Annotated in this window: 20 protein-coding genes and 1 tRNA gene; 8 read left to right on the top strand and 13 right to left on the bottom strand. The window is 56.0% G+C overall.

Features of this window, described 5'->3' with window-relative positions:
• Together C5F52_RS24845 and C5F52_RS24840 are read right to left on the bottom strand one after the other, a co-directional pair.
• On the bottom strand, positions 1-500 hold a 500-nt coding region (locus C5F52_RS24845), incomplete at its 3' end, for a transposase (protein WP_146100156.1).
• The gene (locus C5F52_RS24840) at positions 497-1363 is read right to left on the bottom strand and encodes an Arm DNA-binding domain-containing protein (protein ID WP_146100155.1); all 867 of its coding nucleotides are present in this window, start codon (positions 1361-1363) and stop codon (positions 497-499) included. The genes C5F52_RS24840 and C5F52_RS24845, both read right to left, overlap by 4 nt.
• 316 nt (positions 1364-1679) lie before the next feature.
• On the opposite strand from C5F52_RS24840, the gene C5F52_RS24835 reads away from it, so the two are divergent.
• Together C5F52_RS24835 and greB are read left to right on the top strand one after the other, a co-directional pair.
• Positions 1680-2114 (top strand): glycine zipper family protein, encoded by a 435-nt coding sequence (locus tag C5F52_RS24835; protein ID WP_104801049.1) that lies wholly within the window; start codon positions 1680-1682, stop codon positions 2112-2114.
• Between the two features lie 18 nt (positions 2115-2132).
• Positions 2133-2696 carry a transcription elongation factor GreB gene (greB, locus tag C5F52_RS24830; protein ID WP_104801048.1) on the top strand — a complete coding sequence of 188 codons (564 nt, stop codon included), beginning with the start codon at positions 2133-2135 and terminating at the stop codon, positions 2694-2696.
• Between the two features lie 18 nt (positions 2697-2714).
• Here the strand turns inward: greB and C5F52_RS24825 are convergent, their stop codons facing one another.
• From C5F52_RS24825 to C5F52_RS24810, 4 genes are all read right to left on the bottom strand, one after another.
• Positions 2715-4979, bottom strand: a complete 2265-nt coding sequence (locus C5F52_RS24825; RefSeq protein ID WP_104801047.1) for a bifunctional (p)ppGpp synthetase/guanosine-3',5'-bis(diphosphate) 3'-pyrophosphohydrolase — start codon at positions 4977-4979, stop codon at positions 2715-2717.
• 69 nt (positions 4980-5048) lie between these two features.
• The gene (gene rpoZ / locus C5F52_RS24820) at positions 5049-5252 is read right to left on the bottom strand and encodes a DNA-directed RNA polymerase subunit omega (protein WP_104801046.1); all 204 of its coding nucleotides are present in this window, start codon (positions 5250-5252) and stop codon (positions 5049-5051) included.
• A gap of 16 nt (positions 5253-5268) precedes the next feature.
• Positions 5269-5892, bottom strand: a complete 624-nt coding sequence (gene gmk, locus C5F52_RS24815) for a guanylate kinase (RefSeq protein ID WP_104801045.1) — start codon at positions 5890-5892, stop codon at positions 5269-5271.
• Positions 5892-6803 carry a YicC/YloC family endoribonuclease gene (locus C5F52_RS24810; RefSeq protein WP_104801044.1) on the bottom strand — a complete coding sequence of 304 codons (912 nt, stop codon included), beginning with the start codon at positions 6801-6803 and terminating at the stop codon, positions 5892-5894. Before C5F52_RS24810 ends, gmk begins: the two co-directional genes overlap by 1 nt.
• A gap of 126 nt (positions 6804-6929) precedes the next feature.
• Here C5F52_RS24810 and rph point away from each other — a divergent pair, with 126 nt between their 5' ends.
• From rph to C5F52_RS24780, 6 genes are all read left to right on the top strand, one after another.
• Complete coding sequence (rph, locus tag C5F52_RS24805; RefSeq protein WP_104801043.1) at positions 6930-7664, top strand: ribonuclease PH; 735 nt, start codon at positions 6930-6932, stop codon at positions 7662-7664.
• Between the two features lie 15 nt (positions 7665-7679).
• Entirely contained in the window at positions 7680-8285 is a 606-nt protein-coding gene (gene rdgB / locus C5F52_RS24800; RefSeq protein ID WP_104801061.1) for an RdgB/HAM1 family non-canonical purine NTP pyrophosphatase, read from the top strand.
• Between the two features lie 21 nt (positions 8286-8306).
• A complete protein-coding gene (gene hemW / locus C5F52_RS24795; RefSeq protein ID WP_104801042.1) occupies positions 8307-9521 on the top strand; it encodes a radical SAM family heme chaperone HemW in 1215 nt (404 codons plus the stop codon).
• A 51-nt stretch (positions 9522-9572) separates the two neighbouring features.
• Positions 9573-9662, top strand: a tRNA-Ser gene (locus tag C5F52_RS24790).
• A gap of 71 nt (positions 9663-9733) precedes the next feature.
• Positions 9734-10630: a recombination-associated protein RdgC gene (locus C5F52_RS24785; RefSeq protein WP_104801041.1), complete on the top strand. Its 897-nt coding sequence runs from the start codon at positions 9734-9736 to the stop codon at positions 10628-10630.
• A 16-nt stretch (positions 10631-10646) separates the two neighbouring features.
• Positions 10647-10967, top strand: a complete 321-nt coding sequence (locus C5F52_RS24780; protein WP_104801040.1) for a DUF5710 domain-containing protein — start codon at positions 10647-10649, stop codon at positions 10965-10967.
• Here the strand turns inward: C5F52_RS24780 and C5F52_RS24775 are convergent.
• The 7 genes from C5F52_RS24775 to sdhC form a co-directional block, all read right to left on the bottom strand.
• The gene (locus C5F52_RS24775; RefSeq protein ID WP_236658002.1) at positions 10964-11347 is read right to left on the bottom strand and encodes a hypothetical protein; all 384 of its coding nucleotides are present in this window, start codon (positions 11345-11347) and stop codon (positions 10964-10966) included. The two genes, C5F52_RS24780 and C5F52_RS24775, sit on opposite strands and share 4 nt — an antisense overlap.
• Positions 11348-11457: 110 nt before the next feature.
• Positions 11458-12771 (bottom strand): citrate synthase, encoded by a 1314-nt coding sequence (locus C5F52_RS24770; RefSeq protein ID WP_104801039.1) that lies wholly within the window; start codon positions 12769-12771, stop codon positions 11458-11460.
• A gap of 37 nt (positions 12772-12808) precedes the next feature.
• Positions 12809-13132 carry a succinate dehydrogenase assembly factor 2 gene (locus C5F52_RS24765; protein ID WP_104801038.1) on the bottom strand — a complete coding sequence of 108 codons (324 nt, stop codon included), beginning with the start codon at positions 13130-13132 and terminating at the stop codon, positions 12809-12811.
• A 29-nt stretch (positions 13133-13161) separates the two neighbouring features.
• Positions 13162-13866, bottom strand: coding sequence for a succinate dehydrogenase iron-sulfur subunit (locus C5F52_RS24760; RefSeq protein ID WP_104801037.1), 705 nt, complete (start codon positions 13864-13866; stop codon positions 13162-13164).
• A 13-nt stretch (positions 13867-13879) separates the two neighbouring features.
• A complete protein-coding gene (gene sdhA / locus C5F52_RS24755) occupies positions 13880-15676 on the bottom strand; it encodes a succinate dehydrogenase flavoprotein subunit (protein ID WP_104801036.1) in 1797 nt (598 codons plus the stop codon).
• 3 nt (positions 15677-15679) lie between these two features.
• Positions 15680-16045: a succinate dehydrogenase, hydrophobic membrane anchor protein gene (sdhD, locus tag C5F52_RS24750; RefSeq protein WP_104801035.1), complete on the bottom strand. Its 366-nt coding sequence runs from the start codon at positions 16043-16045 to the stop codon at positions 15680-15682.
• An 18-nt stretch (positions 16046-16063) separates the two neighbouring features.
• Complete coding sequence (gene sdhC / locus C5F52_RS24745) at positions 16064-16495, bottom strand: succinate dehydrogenase, cytochrome b556 subunit (RefSeq protein WP_104801034.1); 432 nt, start codon at positions 16493-16495, stop codon at positions 16064-16066.
• Positions 16496-16522: the final 27 nt, after the last annotated feature.

Here is a 16522-nt window from a genome sequence, read left to right as displayed (position 1 = left end):
GCAGCTGATATCTTGAACCGAATCAAGGCTTGCAATTTTTTTAAGTACGCCACCTCCGCGCGTAGTCGCTCGTTCTCTTCGCGTAAGGCCTGCGCCGAATCTGTGATGGCCGTGCTTGGCGGCACTGGGCTTCGTTGTTCATTCTTCATACTGGAGTGCTCTTGTTCCCAGGTCCCGAAGGCCTGCACGCCGCCTTCATCAAGTTTACGTCGCCAGGTCACGACTTGGTTGGGATTGCGGATGTCATAGACCGCCGCAACCTGCCGGCAAGAAAGCTGCTCACGGTCCTGATGAGACAGTACCTGCAACTTGAACTGCGCACTGTACTTGCTGCGCTTGGGTCGTAGCCCGTCAATGCCGTGCAGACGGTAGTGGCTTACCCAAGTACGGATCTTCTCCTCAGGCACTGACCACTGCCGGGCCAGCAACTTCGCTCCGCCGTCCCCATTCAAAAAGCTCTTGACCACCTTGAGCTTGAACTCGGTTTCGTACTTCCTCATGTCACCCCCTTTAAGTTTGTCCAACTCTTGGGGGTCAGTTCAAACACGGGGCGATTCAGTTTGGAGAGGTTTGCATTTTCGAGTTTCGTTCGCAGTGTCACCAATTCCTCTGTGCTTAGTGTTCGGTTTCGTTCGACATCCGAGCCACCTGCTTCTTTTTTCGAGACCGCATCAAGTGGATTAGAAGCAATCAGTTCCCGTGTGTGTGCAAACCGAAACATTTGTTTCATGTCTGCTAACAGCATGTTGCATGTCCTTCGTTTGCCTTCTGATTTCACTTTGTCCAAGATGGCAACCAAATCAGATTTTCGAATGGCATTTATGTCGACATTGCCCAGCATCGGAAATAAGCGCCGTTCGAATTGCTCAAGTGTGTATTTGCCTCCATCTTTTCTGCCGATGCGACGGCCATCAGCACGAACCTGTGGTTTTAGTTCCACGCTGGCCCAGCGTTCATAAAGCTTGCGGACAGAAATTCGTCGGAGTTTGTCTAAGGCCTCAGCCTCCACTGCTCTCTTTTCGGAGAGGATGCGTTGAGCTTCGTCCGCTTTTTCCTTTTCGCGTTCTAGCTCAAAGTGCTTGTGTAAATCCTTGATGCCGTTGCGATACAACTCAGAGAGTTCACAGGCTTTGGCATAGGCATCAGCCAGGGTAATCCCCTTGATTCCCTTTGGGTGATACGGGCCGATTGGGAAAGGTTGGCGTTTGCCTAAGGTGTTTGTGTAACGAAAGTAAAGAAGACGTTCACCGTTAGGTGTGATTCTTCCCACAAATACGCCAGCTCCTCGCTTAAACGGGCTATTGAGCCATTGGTCTTTGCCCGTTGGTTTGGCTTGCATGCCTTTGTCCGTGATTGATGCCATCGCTGTTTCTCCATCGAAGTTAAGCACGTGGTTGCCGTTCGGTTGCCGTTTCGTGCTGGATTAAAGTCTATGTAGAAACATCTCGTTGAATCAAATTTGCGAATAACTCATTGATTTCATTGGTAAAATTCAGAAAAGCCTTTTTCAAAAAAACTTCTCTGGACTGCCAGAAATGCAAAGTGTGTTGGCTACGAACCAAGGGGTCGTGGGTTCGATTCCTGCCAGCCGCACCAAATTGAACAAGGGTTTACATCTTCGGATGTAAACCCTTTTTCTTTTGCCCCGTTGATTCATCTACTTGCCTAAAATTTCTCTTATGAAAAATCATCTCGCTATTTTTTTGACGGCAATCGCAGCTGTTTTGTTGATCGGTTGTGCCACGCCTGTGGCAAAACCCGCGTTTTATCCCAATGCGCATTACCAACGCATGGGCCCAGCTCAAGCCAATGCGGATGCTCAGTATTGCGCTGAGCTTGCACAGCAATCTCAGGTAACAGCTGTTAACAAGGTCGATGCTGGACGTTCTGCCGCCGCAGGTGCTGCAGGTGTGGGTACGGCAGGTGTTGTGGGCTCACTGCTCAGTGGCCACAAACCAGATCTGAAAAATATTGCTGCTGGCGCTGTAGCCATTGGTGCAGGTGGCGCTGCTGCTACGGCCGCGGGCCAGTCGGTGGGAGGAAGTGGCTTGTACCGCCAGTTCGTTCAGCAATGTTTGGCTGAACGCGGCTATCAAGTCATTGGCTGGCACTGAGCCATTCATTGAGCGGCAATGAGCAAAGCCTTCACGCGTGAGACCGATGGCGAGGACGACGACCTCACCTTGCCACACTTGCCCGCGGGCAGTAAAAATTACATCACGCCACTTGGTTATGCCACGCTTCGTGATGAATTGTTTGAGTTGATTGACAACGAACGCCCACGCATTGTTGACATCGTGCATTGGGCCGCCAGCAATGGCGATCGATCCGAAAACGGCGACTACCTGTATGGCAAAAAGCGTTTGCGTGAGATTGACCGACGCATTCGCTTTCTGACCAAACGCCTAGAAATTGCCGAGGTCACCGACCCCAGCGCGCACCACGGCAGGGATCAAGTGTTTTTTGGTTGCACCGTTACCTATGTCGACGAAGCCAATGTCGAGCGCACTGTCACCATCATGGGCATTGACGAGGCCGATAGCCTGAAAGGCCAGGTCACGTGGGTGTCGCCCATTGCACGTGCTTTGCTCAAAGCGCGCGAAGGCGATGTGGTGAAGTTGGTCACGCCCGTGGGCGTGCAAGAGGTGGAAGTGGTCGAGGTGCGCTATCCCGCACCTGCGGTTGAAAAGACTTAGGCCAAGGCGATAGGTCGGCTACGCCTCTCGCCCCACGCCGGATACCACGCGTTGCGCTTGCAACACAGACGGCACGCGGCGTAAATTACCCAGCACCGTTTCCAAATGCGCCTTGTCGCGCACCGTGAAGAGAAAGCGCAAGTCGGTGGCTTCTTGACCGCTGACCTCATCGGCCATTAACACGTGGCTGATGTCTGCTTCTGCGCTGGTGATGGCCGATGCCACTCGGGCTAGCACGCCTTTGCCGTTGCTGACCGTCACCACCACAGCCACTTCAAATGCGCGTGTCGGTTCTTCGGCCCATTCCACAGAGATGAAGCGTTCACTGTCTTTGTATTTCAAGCGTTGTGCCACGCCGCATTGGTCAGTGTGCACCACCAAGCCTTCGCCGCGGCCCAGATAGCCCACGATGGCATCGCCTGGCACCGGGCGGCAGCAGGTGGCGTATTGCACCGAAGCGTTTTCGCTGCCGTCGACCGTCACGCCGCCTTGCGACACGTTTTCGTGCGCGGTAAAGCGCTCGCGGCTCAACAGCAGAGCATCGGGCTTGTGGCCCATGTCTGACAACAAGGTCGCCAAGCGTTTGGCCACGATGCTCGCCACGCGTTTGCCCAGGCCGATGTCGGTTAACAACTCTGCCTTTGTTTTGCTGCCTGTGAAGTGCAACAGTTTTTCCCAAGTTTGCGCATGTTGTTCGTCTTGTGCTGGCAACGCTTCAATACCTTCAGCCCGCAACGCTTGGGCCAATAGTTTTTTCCCCAAACCTTCCGACTCTGAGTGAGCCATGCTCTTGAGGTGGTGGCGAATTTTTGAACGTGCACGGCCCGTACGCACAAAACCCAACCATGCCGGATTAGGCGAAGCCACCGCAGAGGTGACCACTTCCACAATGTCGCCATTGCGCAGCTCTGTGCGCAGTGGTACTTGCTCGCCATTGATTTTTCCAGCCATGGTGCGGTCGCCCACATCGCTGTGCACGGCATAAGCGAAGTCGACGATGGTTGCGCCGCGCGGCATCGCCATGATCTTACTTTTCGGCGTGAACACATACACCGCATCGGGGAACAGGTCGACTTTGACGTGGTCCCAAAACTCGGTAGCGTCGCGTGTTTCGTCTTGGATGTCCAGCAACGACTGCAGCCACTTGTTGCCCAAGTTGGCATTGGCTTCGGAGTTGGAGCCTTTGTCTTTGTAGAGCCAGTGTGCAGCCACGCCGGTTTCGGCCACCAAGTGCATGGCCTCGGTGCGCATTTGAAACTCCACGTTCAAGCCAGATGGCCCGACGATGGTGGTGTGCAACGATTGGTAGCCGTTGAGCTTGGCAATGGCAATGTGGTCTTTGAACTTGCCAGGTACGGGCTTGTACATCTGGTGCAACACGCCTAGGGCTGTGTAGCAGTCAATCACATCGGGCAGCACCAAGCGGAAGCCGTAAATGTCGGTCACTTGCGCAAAGCTAAGGTGCTTACCGTCCATTTTTTTGTAAATCGAATACAGCGTTTTTTCGCGGCCCGAGATGTGCACCTTGAGACCTGCTTTGATAAAAGCGGCGTCGACTTCTTGCGCCACTTTTTCCATCAAATCGCGGCGGCGGTGGCGGGCTTTTTGAATGGCTTTGCTCAGCACTTTATGGCGCCATGGCCACAGGTGTTGAAACGCCAGTTCTTGCAGTTCGCGGTAGGTTTGGTTCAGGCCCAACCGATGGGCGATAGGCGCGTAAATTTCCAGCGTTTCGTTCGAGATGCGGCCCCACTTGGCACGAGGCATATCTCCCATGGTGCGCATGTTGTGGCTGCGGTCAGCCAGCTTGATGAGGATGACGCGCACATCACGCGCCATGGCCAACAGCATCTTGCGGAATGATTCAGCTTGGTTCTCTTCGCGGGTGTTGAACTCCAGCTTGTCGAGCTTAGTCAGGCCATCCACCAAATCGGCCACTTGAATGCCAAAGCGCTCGATCAAGTCGGTTTTGGTGATGCCGCAGTCTTCCATCGCGTCGTGCAGCAGCGCGGCCGACAGGGCTTGGGCATCGAGTTTCCAATCTGCGCATTGCGCAGCCACGGCAATGGGGTGAGTGATGTAAGGTTCGCCGCTGTTGCGCAGTTGGCCCAGATGGGCTTCGTCGGCATAGCGGTAAGCGCGGCGCACCATGTCTAAGCCTTCAGCATTGAGGTAGCTCAGTTTTTCAGTCAACGCAGCAAAGCTGGCCGCTGCCGCATTGGCTGCAGCCGCGCTTCCAGACAAGGAAGCAGGGGGCTTTAACGTGGATTGGGTAACGCTCATGTGGCTGACTTTACCCGCAATGAAAAAAGCACCGCAAGAGCGGTGCTTTTCACTTGGGGTAACCCCGATTTAGCCGGGTACTTTTTTGAGCATTTCGATGCCAATTTGGCCAGCAGCAATTTCGCGCAAGGCGGTCACGCCTGGCTTGTTCTTGCTTTCGACCTTGGCAGTGTGGCCTTGGCTCAGCATACGAGCGCGGTAAGTGGCGCACAGAACCAATTGAAAGCGGTTAGGGATTTGCTCGAGGCAATCTTCAACAGTGATGCGGGCCATGTGGATACTCCAGAATTCAGGTGATGTTCAGGGCTTGAAAGATATCAGCCCGAGCCCGGCGCTGTGCCAGGTATTTGAGGCGCTGTGCATGAACGATCGCTTTCAGGTCGAACAGTGCCGTCTCAAACAATTCATTGATTATAACGTAGTCAAATTCTTTGGCCTGTGCCATCTCGTCGGCCGCGTTTTGCAGGCGCAGGTCAATGATGTCGGGGGCGTCTTCGCCACGGTTGTGCAGGCGAGACTTCAGTTCTTCCCAGCTGGGCGGCAAGATGAAGATGAGCACCGCGTTGGTAAACAGCTTTTTGACTTGAATTGCGCCTTGGAAGTCGATCTCCAAAATCACGTCTGCGCCTTGGGCAATGCGGTCTTCAATGGCTTTGCGCGACGTGCCGTAGCGCTGGCCGTGCACATTGGCCCATTCCAAAAACGCATTGCCTTCCACCATTTGGTCGAATTCGGGCGGAGACACAAAGAAGTATTCGCGGCCATGCTTTTCTTGGCCACGTGGCTGGCGCGTGGTGTGCGACACGGAAGGGCGCACTTTGGCGTCTAGCTCCATCAAGGCTTTGACGAGGCTCGATTTGCCAGCCCCGCTGGGGGCCGCGACCACAATGAGGTTGCCGGGGAAGTTGTCCATTATTCGATGTTCTGTACTTGTTCGCGGAGTTGTTCGATCAACACTTTCATGTCCACCGAAATACGGGTCATTTCCATGGTGGCCGACTTCGAGCCCAAGGTGTTGGCCTCGCGGTGCAGCTCTTGAATGAGGAAGTCCAAACGCTTGCCCACACCTTCGGCCTTGCCGCCTTTGGCCAGCAAGTCGTCCATCTCGTCAAAGTGCGACACCAAGCGGGTCAGCTCTTCGGCCACGTCAATGCGAATGGCAAACGATGTGGCTTCGGTCAACGCGCGGTCTTGTGCGGCTTCGGGCAGGGCCGTGCCTTCGGTCAAGGCCATGGCTTCGCGCCAACGCTCTAAAAAGCGCAAGCGTTGTTGTTCCACCAGCTGGGGCACCAGCGGTGCGGCCTGTGTGGCCAGCACGCGCAGTTGGCCAATGCGCTCGCGCAGGGTTTGGGCCAGTCGTGCGCCTTCACGTTCGCGGGCATCGCTCAGCTGGGTCAGGGTGGTTTGGGCCAGCTTCAGCACCGCAGGGCCAATGTCGGCGGGCGCGGCAGATTGGGCCGTGGCCAAGCGCAACACATCGGCCACCGACAGGCCGTTGGCCTTTGGCAAGTGAGCGTGCACTAGCTCTTGTAAGCCCAGTAGGCGTTGCAGCAGGGCAGGGGTGGGCTCGGCAAAGCTGGTGTCGGCCGTGCTTTCAATGTTGGCGCGCACTTCCACTTTGCCGCGCTTGAGGTGTTTGGTCACCAGTTCGCGCATGGCTGCTTCGTGCTGGCGCAGCTCTTCGGGCATCTTGAACGTCAGGTCTAGAAAGCGGCTGTTGACCGAGCGAATCTCTAGCCCCAAGCGCAGGGCTGGGCTGTTGGCGGTGTCTGAAGGTAGCTCGGTTTGCGCGCTGGCATAACCGGTCATGCTGTAAATTGGCATGGGGTGGCGTTTCGTATCAAAGACTAGATTATCTCAGGCTCTCCGTTTCAGTTTTTTGACGCAGGGGTGGGGTATTCGGATTGGTCGACAATTAGTCTTTTACTGAACCGCTAGAAGCATTAAAAAATGACCACCACCTTGCCCGCCTCTCGCCACACCCGTGCTGCCGACCAATTGCGCCCCGTGCGCATCACACGCCACTACACCATGCACGCCGAAGGCTCGGTGCTGATTGAGTTTGGCCACACCAAAGTGCTGTGCACCGCGTCGGTGGAAGAAAAAGTGCCTGGCCACAAAAAAGGTTCGGGCGAAGGCTGGGTCACCGCCGAATACGGCATGCTGCCCCGCGCAACCCACACCCGCAGCGACCGCGAAGCCGCACGCGGCAAGCAGTCGGGCCGCACCCAAGAAATTCAGCGCCTCATTGGCCGCTCCATGCGCGCTGTGGTTGACCTCAAGAAACTTGGCGAACGCACCATCCATTTGGACTGCGACGTGTTGCAAGCCGACGGCGGCACACGCACGGCCAGCATCACCGGCGCGTTTGTGGCCGCTCAAGACGCGGTTAACAAGCTGATCGCCGCAGGCAAGATTTCTGAGAGCCCCATCACTCAAGGCATTGCCGCTATTTCCGTGGGCATGTTGGGTGACTTGCCCTTGCTCGATTTGGAATACACCGAAGACTCAGGCTGTGACACCGATATGAACGTGGTCATGACCTGCGCTGGCCACTATGTCGAAGTGCAGGGCACTGCTGAAGGATTGCCTTTCACCCGCGACCAAATGAACGCCTTGCTGGCCTTGGCTGAAAAAGGCGTGCGTGAACTCATCGCCATGCAGCAAGAGGCTCTGGCTTCTTAAACCATGACGCAGCTCATGAAACGAATCGTTCTGGCCTCTAACAACAAAGGCAAACTCGCCGAGTTGCAAGCCATGTTTGCGCCGTTGGGCGTCGAGCTGGTGCGCCAAGGCGATTTGCAGATTGGCGAAGCCGAAGAGCCGTTTCACACCTTTGTAGAAAACGCCTTGGCCAAAGCCCGCCACGCCGCGCGTGAAAGCGGCTTGCCCGCCGTGGCCGACGATGCGGGCCTGTGTGTCGATGCTTTCGGCGGCCTGCCTGGCGTGCAAACCGCCTTCTACGCCACCCAGTTTGGTTACGAGAAAAGCGACGACAACAACGTGCGCGCCTTGCTAGAGCAAATGGCCAGCATCGACAACCGCCGCGCCGCTTTGGTCAGCACCTTGGTGGCCGTGCGCCATCCGGATGACCCCGAGCCACTGATTGCCGTGGGCCGTGCGGTGGGTGAAATTACCCGTGCGCCTGTGGGTAGCAACGGCTTTGGCTTTGACCCCATCATGTTCATCCCGCGCTTTGGCAAAACCTTTGCCGAGCTGCCCATCGAAGTGAAAAACGCCAACAGCCACCGTGGCCAAGCCGCGCAGCAAATGTTGGCGCTCATGCGTGAGCGCTGGTTCGTTTGACCTTCGCTTGAAACACTGTCAATGATCCAAGATATCCAACACCTCATGCGCCCCGGTACGCTGTCCCTCAGCAGCTTGCCGCCGCTCTCGCTGTATGTGCATTTGCCGTGGTGCTTGAAGAAGTGCCCATACTGCGACTTCAACTCGCACGAGCTCACTAGCAGCGTGGGTGGCGAGCTGCCCGAGCAGCGCTACCTTGATGCCTTGTGCGCCGACCTAGAACACAGCCTGCCTCTCATCTGGGGCCGCACTGTGCACAGCATCTTCATTGGGGGCGGCACGCCCAGCTTGTTTTCGCCGGCTGCGATTGAGCGCCTCATCAGCGACATGCGCGCGCGCTTGCGCCTTGAGGCCGATTGCGAAATCACGCTAGAGGCCAACCCAGGCACGTTTGAAAAAGACCGCTTCCGCGCCTTCCGCGCTGCAGGCGTGACCCGCTTGTCGGTGGGCGTGCAAAGCTTCAACGACCAACACTTGCAAGCCTTGGGCCGCGTACACAACCGCGCCCAAGCCATTGCCGCTGTAGAAGAAGCGCGTGAAGCCTTTGACACCTTCAACCTCGACCTGATGTACGCCTTGCCTGGCCAAACGCTGGCGCAGTTGGACGAAGACCTTGACATGGCCTTGTCGCTCGCGCCCCCGCATCTGTCGGTGTACCACCTGACGATCGAGCCCAACACCGTGTTTGCCAAATTTCCGCCCCAAGTGCCGGAAGACGACGACGCCTACGCCATGCTCGACCGCATCACCGAGCGCACCGCCGCTGTGGGCCTGCACCGCTACGAAGTATCGGCCTACGCCAAAGACAACCACCGCTGCTGGCACAACACCAACTACTGGCAGTTTGGCGACTACCTAGGCATTGGCGCTGGCGCACACAGCAAGCTCAGCTTTGCCCACCGCGTGCTGCGCCAAGTGCGCAACCGCGACCCGCGCCTGTTCATGGACCACGCGCTAGACACCAGCCGCGCAGACCGGGCCGTAGCCCAAAGCACCGAGGTGGCGCGTGCCGAGCTGCCGTTTGAATTCATGCTCAACGCCCTGCGCCTGCGCCACGGTTTTTCGTTGGCCGACTTCACCGACCGCACGGGCCTGCCCGTGACCGCCATTCAGGCTGCACTTGCAGAGGCTGAAGCCAAAGGCTTCATCACGCGCGACTTTCAGCGCGTGGTGCCCACCGAGCGCGGCTTTGATTTCTTGAGCGATTTGCAATCTTTGTTTTTGCCAGAGGCCTGAACCCGAAAAACAGGTCAAACTGCCATTACAATCTCGCCTGAAATTCAACAAGGAAGCGTGGCAGAGCGGTTGAATGCACCGGTCTTGAAAACCGGCGAGGGTGTGAGCCCTCCGTGAGTTCGAATCTCACCGCTTCCGCCAAATTTTAAAAAACCAACTCATTGCAGTTGGTTTTTTTATTTCTGCAGTTGCAGAAAACATAAAGGCAACCCGTGTTCAAAAATGTGATGATGTATCGAATCGGTGAGGGCTGGAGCCCAAGCCTTGAGCAAATCGAACAGGCGTTAGACGCCGAGCGTTTTGTGCCTTGCGGCGCAAGCCAAGAAAAAGCGATTGGCTGGGTCGAGCCTCGTGGCGAAGCACATGGCCCGCTGGTGGAGGCGGTGAGTGGCCAGCGCATTTTGAAGCTCAAGATCGAGACCAAAGGTGTTCCCGGCTCTATCGTCACACGCAAAGCCAAAGAGCGTAGCGCGGTGATTGAAGCCACTGAAGGCCGCAAGCCTGGCAAGAAGGAAATGAAGGAAATCAAAGAAGACGTGAAGATGTCTTTGATGCCCATGGCCTTCAGCAAAGAATCGTCGATCCTTGTGTGGATTGATCCCGCTACCAATTTGATGGTGATGGACGCGGGCAGTCAAGCCAAAGCGGACGAGGTGGTGACGATGCTCATCAAATCATTCGCGGGTTTGAGCCTGACTTTGATCAACACACAAATGTCGCCTCAGTCGGCGATGGCTTCGTGGCTGATCACGCAAGAGTCGCCCGCTGCATTTAGCGTGGACCGCGAATGTGAGTTGAAGGCCGCTGATGAATCGAAGTCAGTCGTGCGCTACGTGCGCCACCCGCTCGATACCGACGAGGTGAAGCAACACGTCGAAGGCGGCAAGCTGCCCACGCGTTTGGCGCTGACATGGGAGGGCCGTGTGTCGTTCTCGCTGACCGAGGCGATGCAGCTGAAAAAAGTCACGTTCTTGGATGTGGTGTTTGAAGCCACCTCCACCGAAAAAGACGAAGGCTTTGATGCCGATGTGGCCATTGCCACGGGTGAGTTGAGCAAGCTGATCCCAGACTTGTTTGAAGCCCTAGGCGGTGAGATGGCTCTGGGCTAAACGCCAGCGGTGTGTGATGCGAATTAACCTTGTCACCCCATTTGCCGAGAAGGATGCGGCCAAGGCGCTAGGTGCGCGTTGGGACGCAGCCAAAAAGTGCTGGTTCATCGTGGACGTGGATGACCTGACACCGTTCATGCAGTGGATTCCAAACCTAGATGCAGCCCAAGACACAGGGGCTACAACAGGTACAAGCCCTAAAGCAAGCGCCAAGGCTGCGGTGGTGAAGACAAAGCCACCCGTGGCCTCTAAACCCGCCGTAGAGGTGCCGCATTGCGGCTGCCACGTGTTGCCGTGGGAAGACTGCGAGCACTCGCTGGCGAAGCGCCTGACTTAGTCTGTAATCAACTCAGCGTTCAAGCGGCGTGCGCGTGGATCCACGTAGTAGCCACCAAACTCGGTGTAACGCAGTGCGTGTTGCTGGCATTTGCCGCAGGCGTGCACATCGCAGCGGTTGTACGGGAAAAACTTCAAGGCCACAGGCGCATCGGCTGATTCATAGCGCGTGCCGTTTGGGTGCTGTTCTTCAAACGTGGGTTCATACACATCGGGGTCGCGCAGGGTGGCCACGAGGGTCATGTGCTGCGCTGGCCACACGGCTTCGCTCACGCTCTCCCAGCCTGCGCAATGTTGCAGGCTGCATTGGCAGGGTGTATGGGGTTTGGCGGCCAGTTGGCGCAGGGCCTCGGGCGTATTTAAAAACGGTACAGAACTCATAGCGGCAGAGCCTACCACTGCACTGATGTGTGAACGCCTCAAAAACAAAAAAGCCCTGCAGTGCAGGGCTTTTTGCTGTCGCGCACGAGTCGCGACGAGGCTGGGTGCAATTACTTGCGCTTGGCCAATGCTTCAACGTTGCGGTGTGCATCGCCAGTGAACAACTGACGTGGACGGCCGATTTTGTACTCGGGGTCGCTGATCATTTCGTTCAACTGAGCAATCCAGCCCACAGTGCGTGCCAAGGCGAAGATGCCGGTGAACAAGTTCACTGGAATGCCGATGGCGCGTTGCACGATGCCAGAGTAGAAGTCGACGTTGGGGTAGAGCTTGCGGCTGACGAAGTATTCGTCTTCCAAAGCGATCTTTTCCAAGGCCTTGGCCAACTTGAACAAGGGGTCGTTCTCGAGGCCGAGTTCTTTCAACACTTCGTCGCAAGTTTCTTGCATCAACTTGGCGCGAGGGTCATAGTTTTTGTAAACGCGGTGACCGAAGCCCATGAGCTTGACGCCAGAGTTTTTGTCTTTGACCAGTTCCATGAACTCGCCGACTTTAGAAATGCCGCCCATTTTCTGGATGTCTTCCAGCATGTTCAAGCAAGCTTCGTTGGCGCCGCCGTGTGCTGGGCCCCACAAGCAAGCCACACCAGCAGCGATGGCTGCGAATGGGTTGGTGCCTGAAGAACCGCACAAACGCACAGTCGATGTAGAAGCGTTTTGCTCGTGGTCTGCGTGCAAAGTGAAGATGCGGTCCATGGCGCGCTCGAGCACGGGGTTGACCACGTATTCTTCGCAAGGTGTACCGAACATCATGCGCAAGAAGTTACCTGCGTAGCTCAGGTTGTTCTGTGGGTACATGTAAGGCTGGCCCACGCCGTATTTGTAGGCCATAGCAACCAAAGTTGGCATCTTTGCGATCAAACGGATCGCAGCGATTTCGCGGTGCTCTGGGTTGTTGATGTCAGTGCTGTCGTGATAGAACGCAGACAAAGCGCCGACCAAGCCAGTCAACACAGCCATCGGGTGTGCATCACGGCGGAAGCCACGCAAGAAGAATTGCATTTGCTCGTTGACCATGGTGTGGTTGGTCACGGTGTGCTCGAACTCAGCTTTTTGTGCGGCGTTGGGCAGTTCGCCCTTCAGCAACAAGTAGCAAGTTTCGAGGTAGTCGCAGTTGGTGGCGAGTTGTTCGATGGGGTAGCCGCGGTACAGCAACTCACCTTTGTCGCCATCGATGTACGTGATGGCCGATTGGCAAGACGCAGTCGACAAGAAGCCTGGGTCATACGTGAACATGCCAGTTTGGCCGTACAACTTACGGATGTCGATCACGTCTGGACCCACGCTGCCGCTGTAGACGGGCATGTCGATGCTGGGGCTGCCGTTGCTGAACGACAGAGTGGCTTTGTTATCTGCAAGTTTCATGGTGATTCCTAAATGTCTTTTTAAAGCGGTGTTCGGTTCAGTCTCTCAACATACTCAGCACTTCAAGTGCTTCTTCTGTCAGGGGCTTTTCTGGCAAGTCTTTGCGTTTCAAAAAGATGTCGAGCAAATCGTTGTCAGACAAGTCCATCAACTCATACATGCCTCTGGCATGACCCACGGTTAAGCGAGATTCATGCCGCTCAAAGAACTTTTTGATGAACAAATCGTTTTCGAGCAGGCCGCGCCGGCTACGCCAGTGCAATTTGCTGAGGGCCCGTTCGCCAAGCGCTTGCTTGCCGTCTAAACCATCCAGCGTCGGATCACCCACAGAGGTGTCGCGAAATAGTGCGTCCACGTCCATGTTGGTGCTCCGTGTGATGTGGTCGTGCCTTAGACGGCGCGACGCACCATCAATTCTTTGATCTTGCCGATGGCCTTGGTGGGGTTCAAACCCTTGGGGCACACGTCGACGCAGTTCATGATGGTGTGGCAACGGAACAGACGGTAGGGGTCTTCCAAGTTGTCCAAACGACCAGCGGTGTCTTGGTCGCGGCTATCGGCAATGAAGCGATAAGCTTGCAACAAACCAGCGGGGCCCACGAACTTGTCGGGGTTCCACCAGAACGAGGGACAGCTGGTGGAGCAGCTGGCGCACAAGATGCACTCGTACAAACCGTTCAACTCGTCACGCTCTTCGGGCGACTGCAGGCGCTCTTTGTCAGGCACCTGTGTGTCGTTGACCAAGTAAGGCTTGATGGAGTGGTATTGCTTGAAGAACTGAGTCATATCCACGATCAAGTCGCGGATGACAGGCAGACCTGGCAGAGGCTTCAACACGATCACGCCGGGGAGGGTGCGCATGTTGGTCAAGCAGGCCAAGCCGTTTTTGCCGTTGATATTCATTGCGTCTGAACCGCACACGCCTTCACGGCATGAGCGACGGAACGAAATGGTGGGGTCGACGGCTTTGAGCTTCATCAAAGCATCCAAGAGCATGCGCTCATTGCCATCCAATTCGACCTCGATGGTCTGCATGTATGGCTTGGCGTCGGTGTCTGGGTCGTAGCGATAGATTTGGAACGTGCGTTTTGTCATGGTGTTTACCTGATCAGAAAGTACGGGTCTGCAGCGGGATGCTGTCGACAGTCAAAGGCTTCATTTGCACGGGCTTGTAAGTCAGCTTGTTGCCTTCTTTGTGCCACAGGGTGTGCTTGTGCCAGTCTTGGTCGTTACGGCCGTTTGGATGCTCGGGCGTGTCGCCGTAGTCGTTGACTGTGTGAGCGCCGCGGCTTTCGTGACGAGCAGCAGCAGAAACCATCGTGGCTTGTGCGGCTTCGATCAAGTTTTCAACTTCCAAGGCTTCGATGCGTGCGGTGTTGAAAACTTTGGAGTTGTCTTTCAAACCAATGTTGTTTACGCGCTCGCGCAGGGCTGCGATTTGCTTCACGCCTTCGTCCATCAACGCCTGTGTGCGGAACACGCTGGCGTGTGACTGCATGGCGTCGCGGATGTCGTTGGCCACGTCTTGTGCATATTCGCCAGTTTGGTTGGCTTCCAAACGAGCCAAACGAGCCAAGGTCACGTCAGCCGCGTTGGCTGGCAGAGGCTTGTGCTCTTTGTTCTTTTGGTTGAATTCAACAATGTGGTTACCAGCTGCGCGGCCGAACACCAACAAGTCGAGCAAGGAGTTGGTGCCCAAGCGGTTAGCGCCGTGCACTGACACGCAAGAGCATTCACCCACAGCGTACAAACCATTCACCACAACGCTTTCGTTGTTGGCGTTTTGCGTCACAACTTGGCCGTTGATGTTGGTGGGGATGCCGCCCATTTGGTAATGGATGGTGGGGATCACTGGGATTGGCTCTTTGGTGATGTCGACGTTGGCAAAGTTGTGGCCAATTTCGAACACCGAAGGCAAACGCTTCATGATGGTGTCAGCACCCAAGTGGGTCATGTCGAGGTTGATGTAGTCCTTGTTTGGACCGCAGCCGCGACCTTCTTTGATCTCTTGGTCCATACAGCGTGACACATAGTCGCGCGGGGCCAAATCTTTGTAGGCGGGGGCATAACGCTCCATGAAGCGCTCGCCATTGCAGTTACGCAAGATAGCGCCTTCGCCACGGCAGCCTTCAGTCAACAACACACCAGCACCGGCCACGCCGGTGGGGTGGAATTGCCAGAATTCCATGTCTTCGAGTGGGATGCCAGCGCGTGCGGCCATGCCCAAACCGTCGCCGGTGTTGATGAACGCGTTAGTCGAAGCAGCAAAAATGCGGCCTGCACCACCGGTGGCCAACATCACGGTTTTGGCTTCCATGATGTAGAGCTCGCCAGTTTCCATCTCGAGGGCGGTCACGCCAACCACGTCACCCGCGTCATCGCGGATCAGGTCGAGGGCCATCCACTCCACGAAGAAGCTGGTTTTGGCTTTGACGTTTTGTTGGTACAGCGTGTGCAACATGGCGTGACCGGTACGGTCAGCCGCAGCACAAGCGCGCTCCACAGCCTTTTCGCCGTAGTTGGCGGTGTGGCCGCCGAAGGGGCGTTGGTAAATGGTGCCGTCTGGGTTGCGGTCGAAAGGCATGCCCATGTGTTCCAAGTCGTAAACGACTTTGGGGGCTTCACGGCACATGTATTCAATCGCGTCTTGGTCGCCGAGCCAGTCGGAGCCTTTGACGGTGTCATAGAAGTGGTAGTGCCAGTTGTCTTCGTTCATGTTGCCCAAAGACGCGCCAATGCCGCCTTGAGCAGCCACGGTGTGTGAACGTGTGGGGAACACTTTGGACAACACGGCCACGTTCAAACCTGCGCGAGCAAGTTGCAACGATGCGCGCATGCCAGAGCCGCCGGCTCCGACGATGACCACATCAAATTTACGACGTGGGATAGAGCTTTTAACTGTCATGACTTAGAGCCTCCAGAGAACCTGAATGGCCCAGCCGAGGCAAGACACCAGCCAGACCAAAGTGAATACTTGCAGAACCAAACGCAAACCCACGGGTTTGACGTAGTCCATCCAAATGTCGCGCATGCCGACCCACACGTGCAGGGACAAGGCGATGAAGACTGAGAAGGTCAAGGCCTTCATGAACTGACCACTGAAAATGGCAGCCCATTTGTCATAGCTGATGTCGCCGCTGGTCAACAACACTTGGCCTAAGACGGCCAAGGTGAATAAAACCATCAAGACAGCGGTGACGCGCTGAGCGAGCCAGTCGCGTAGACCGTAGTGCGCGCCCACGACGACGCGTTTGGAACCGTAATTCACGGACATGTTGAAGCTCCTAGAAAATCAGTAAAGGCCAAACAGCTTGGCGCCCAAGGCGGCGGTCAGGCTCAAGCTCAAGACCAGAGTGGCGATGGCTGAAGACTTGCCGAACTCTTTGCTCACAGCGTGGCAAACGTCCATGTAGACGTGGCGCACACCTGCGATCGCGTGATGCAAATAAGCCCAGATCAGGCCCAGCACCACAACCTTGACCAACACAGCAGGCACAAAGCCCAGACCGACGTTGAACGCGGCGCTGAATTTAGCAAAGGAAATTTCTGATGACACAGAGGTGTCAAACATCCAAACGAGGAGTGGTAACAACAAAAACATGATCAAACCGCTGATGCGGTGCAAGATCGATACGATGCCAGCCGCTGGAAGGCGGTACGAAGGCAGGTCGGTCAAGGCGTTGATGTTGCGGAACTCAGGCCGCTTTTTGGCAAGCTGGGTCATGTGGGCTCTTTCTTCGGGTTTATCTGT

The organism is Limnohabitans sp. TS-CS-82 (assembly GCF_002943475.1).
Note: the sequence above shows the minus strand (reverse complement) of the source record. Positions and strands in the feature narration are given on the sequence as shown.

Coding starts and splice junctions, on each gene's coding strand:
- sdhA (WP_104801036.1), bottom strand. CDS start 15,676: ATGACAGTTAAAAGCTCTATCCCACGTCGTAAATTTGATGTGGTCATC.
- C5F52_RS24775 (WP_236658002.1), bottom strand. CDS start 11,347: ATGAGTTCTGTACCGTTTTTAAATACGCCCGAGGCCCTGCGCCAACTG.
- C5F52_RS24810 (WP_104801044.1), bottom strand. CDS start 6,803: ATGCCAATTTACAGCATGACCGGTTATGCCAGCGCGCAAACCGAGCTA.
- hemW (WP_104801042.1), top strand. CDS start 8,307: ATGATCCAAGATATCCAACACCTCATGCGCCCCGGTACGCTGTCCCTC.
- rpoZ (WP_104801046.1), bottom strand. CDS start 5,252: ATGGCCCGCATCACTGTTGAAGATTGCCTCGAGCAAATCCCTAACCGC.
- C5F52_RS24840 (WP_146100155.1), bottom strand. CDS start 1,363: ATGGCATCAATCACGGACAAAGGCATGCAAGCCAAACCAACGGGCAAA.
- C5F52_RS24835 (WP_104801049.1), top strand. CDS start 1,680: ATGAAAAATCATCTCGCTATTTTTTTGACGGCAATCGCAGCTGTTTTG.
- rdgB (WP_104801061.1), top strand. CDS start 7,680: ATGAAACGAATCGTTCTGGCCTCTAACAACAAAGGCAAACTCGCCGAG.
- C5F52_RS24825 (WP_104801047.1), bottom strand. CDS start 4,979: ATGAGCGTTACCCAATCCACGTTAAAGCCCCCTGCTTCCTTGTCTGGA.
- gmk (WP_104801045.1), bottom strand. CDS start 5,892: ATGGACAACTTCCCCGGCAACCTCATTGTGGTCGCGGCCCCCAGCGGG.
- C5F52_RS24765 (WP_104801038.1), bottom strand. CDS start 13,132: ATGGACGTGGACGCACTATTTCGCGACACCTCTGTGGGTGATCCGACG.
- greB (WP_104801048.1), top strand. CDS start 2,133: ATGAGCAAAGCCTTCACGCGTGAGACCGATGGCGAGGACGACGACCTC.
- sdhD (WP_104801035.1), bottom strand. CDS start 16,045: ATGTCCGTGAATTACGGTTCCAAACGCGTCGTCGTGGGCGCGCACTAC.
- rph (WP_104801043.1), top strand. CDS start 6,930: ATGACCACCACCTTGCCCGCCTCTCGCCACACCCGTGCTGCCGACCAA.
- C5F52_RS24760 (WP_104801037.1), bottom strand. CDS start 13,866: ATGACAAAACGCACGTTCCAAATCTATCGCTACGACCCAGACACCGAC.
- C5F52_RS24780 (WP_104801040.1), top strand. CDS start 10,647: ATGCGAATTAACCTTGTCACCCCATTTGCCGAGAAGGATGCGGCCAAG.
- C5F52_RS24770 (WP_104801039.1), bottom strand. CDS start 12,771: ATGAAACTTGCAGATAACAAAGCCACTCTGTCGTTCAGCAACGGCAGC.
- sdhC (WP_104801034.1), bottom strand. CDS start 16,495: ATGACCCAGCTTGCCAAAAAGCGGCCTGAGTTCCGCAACATCAACGCC.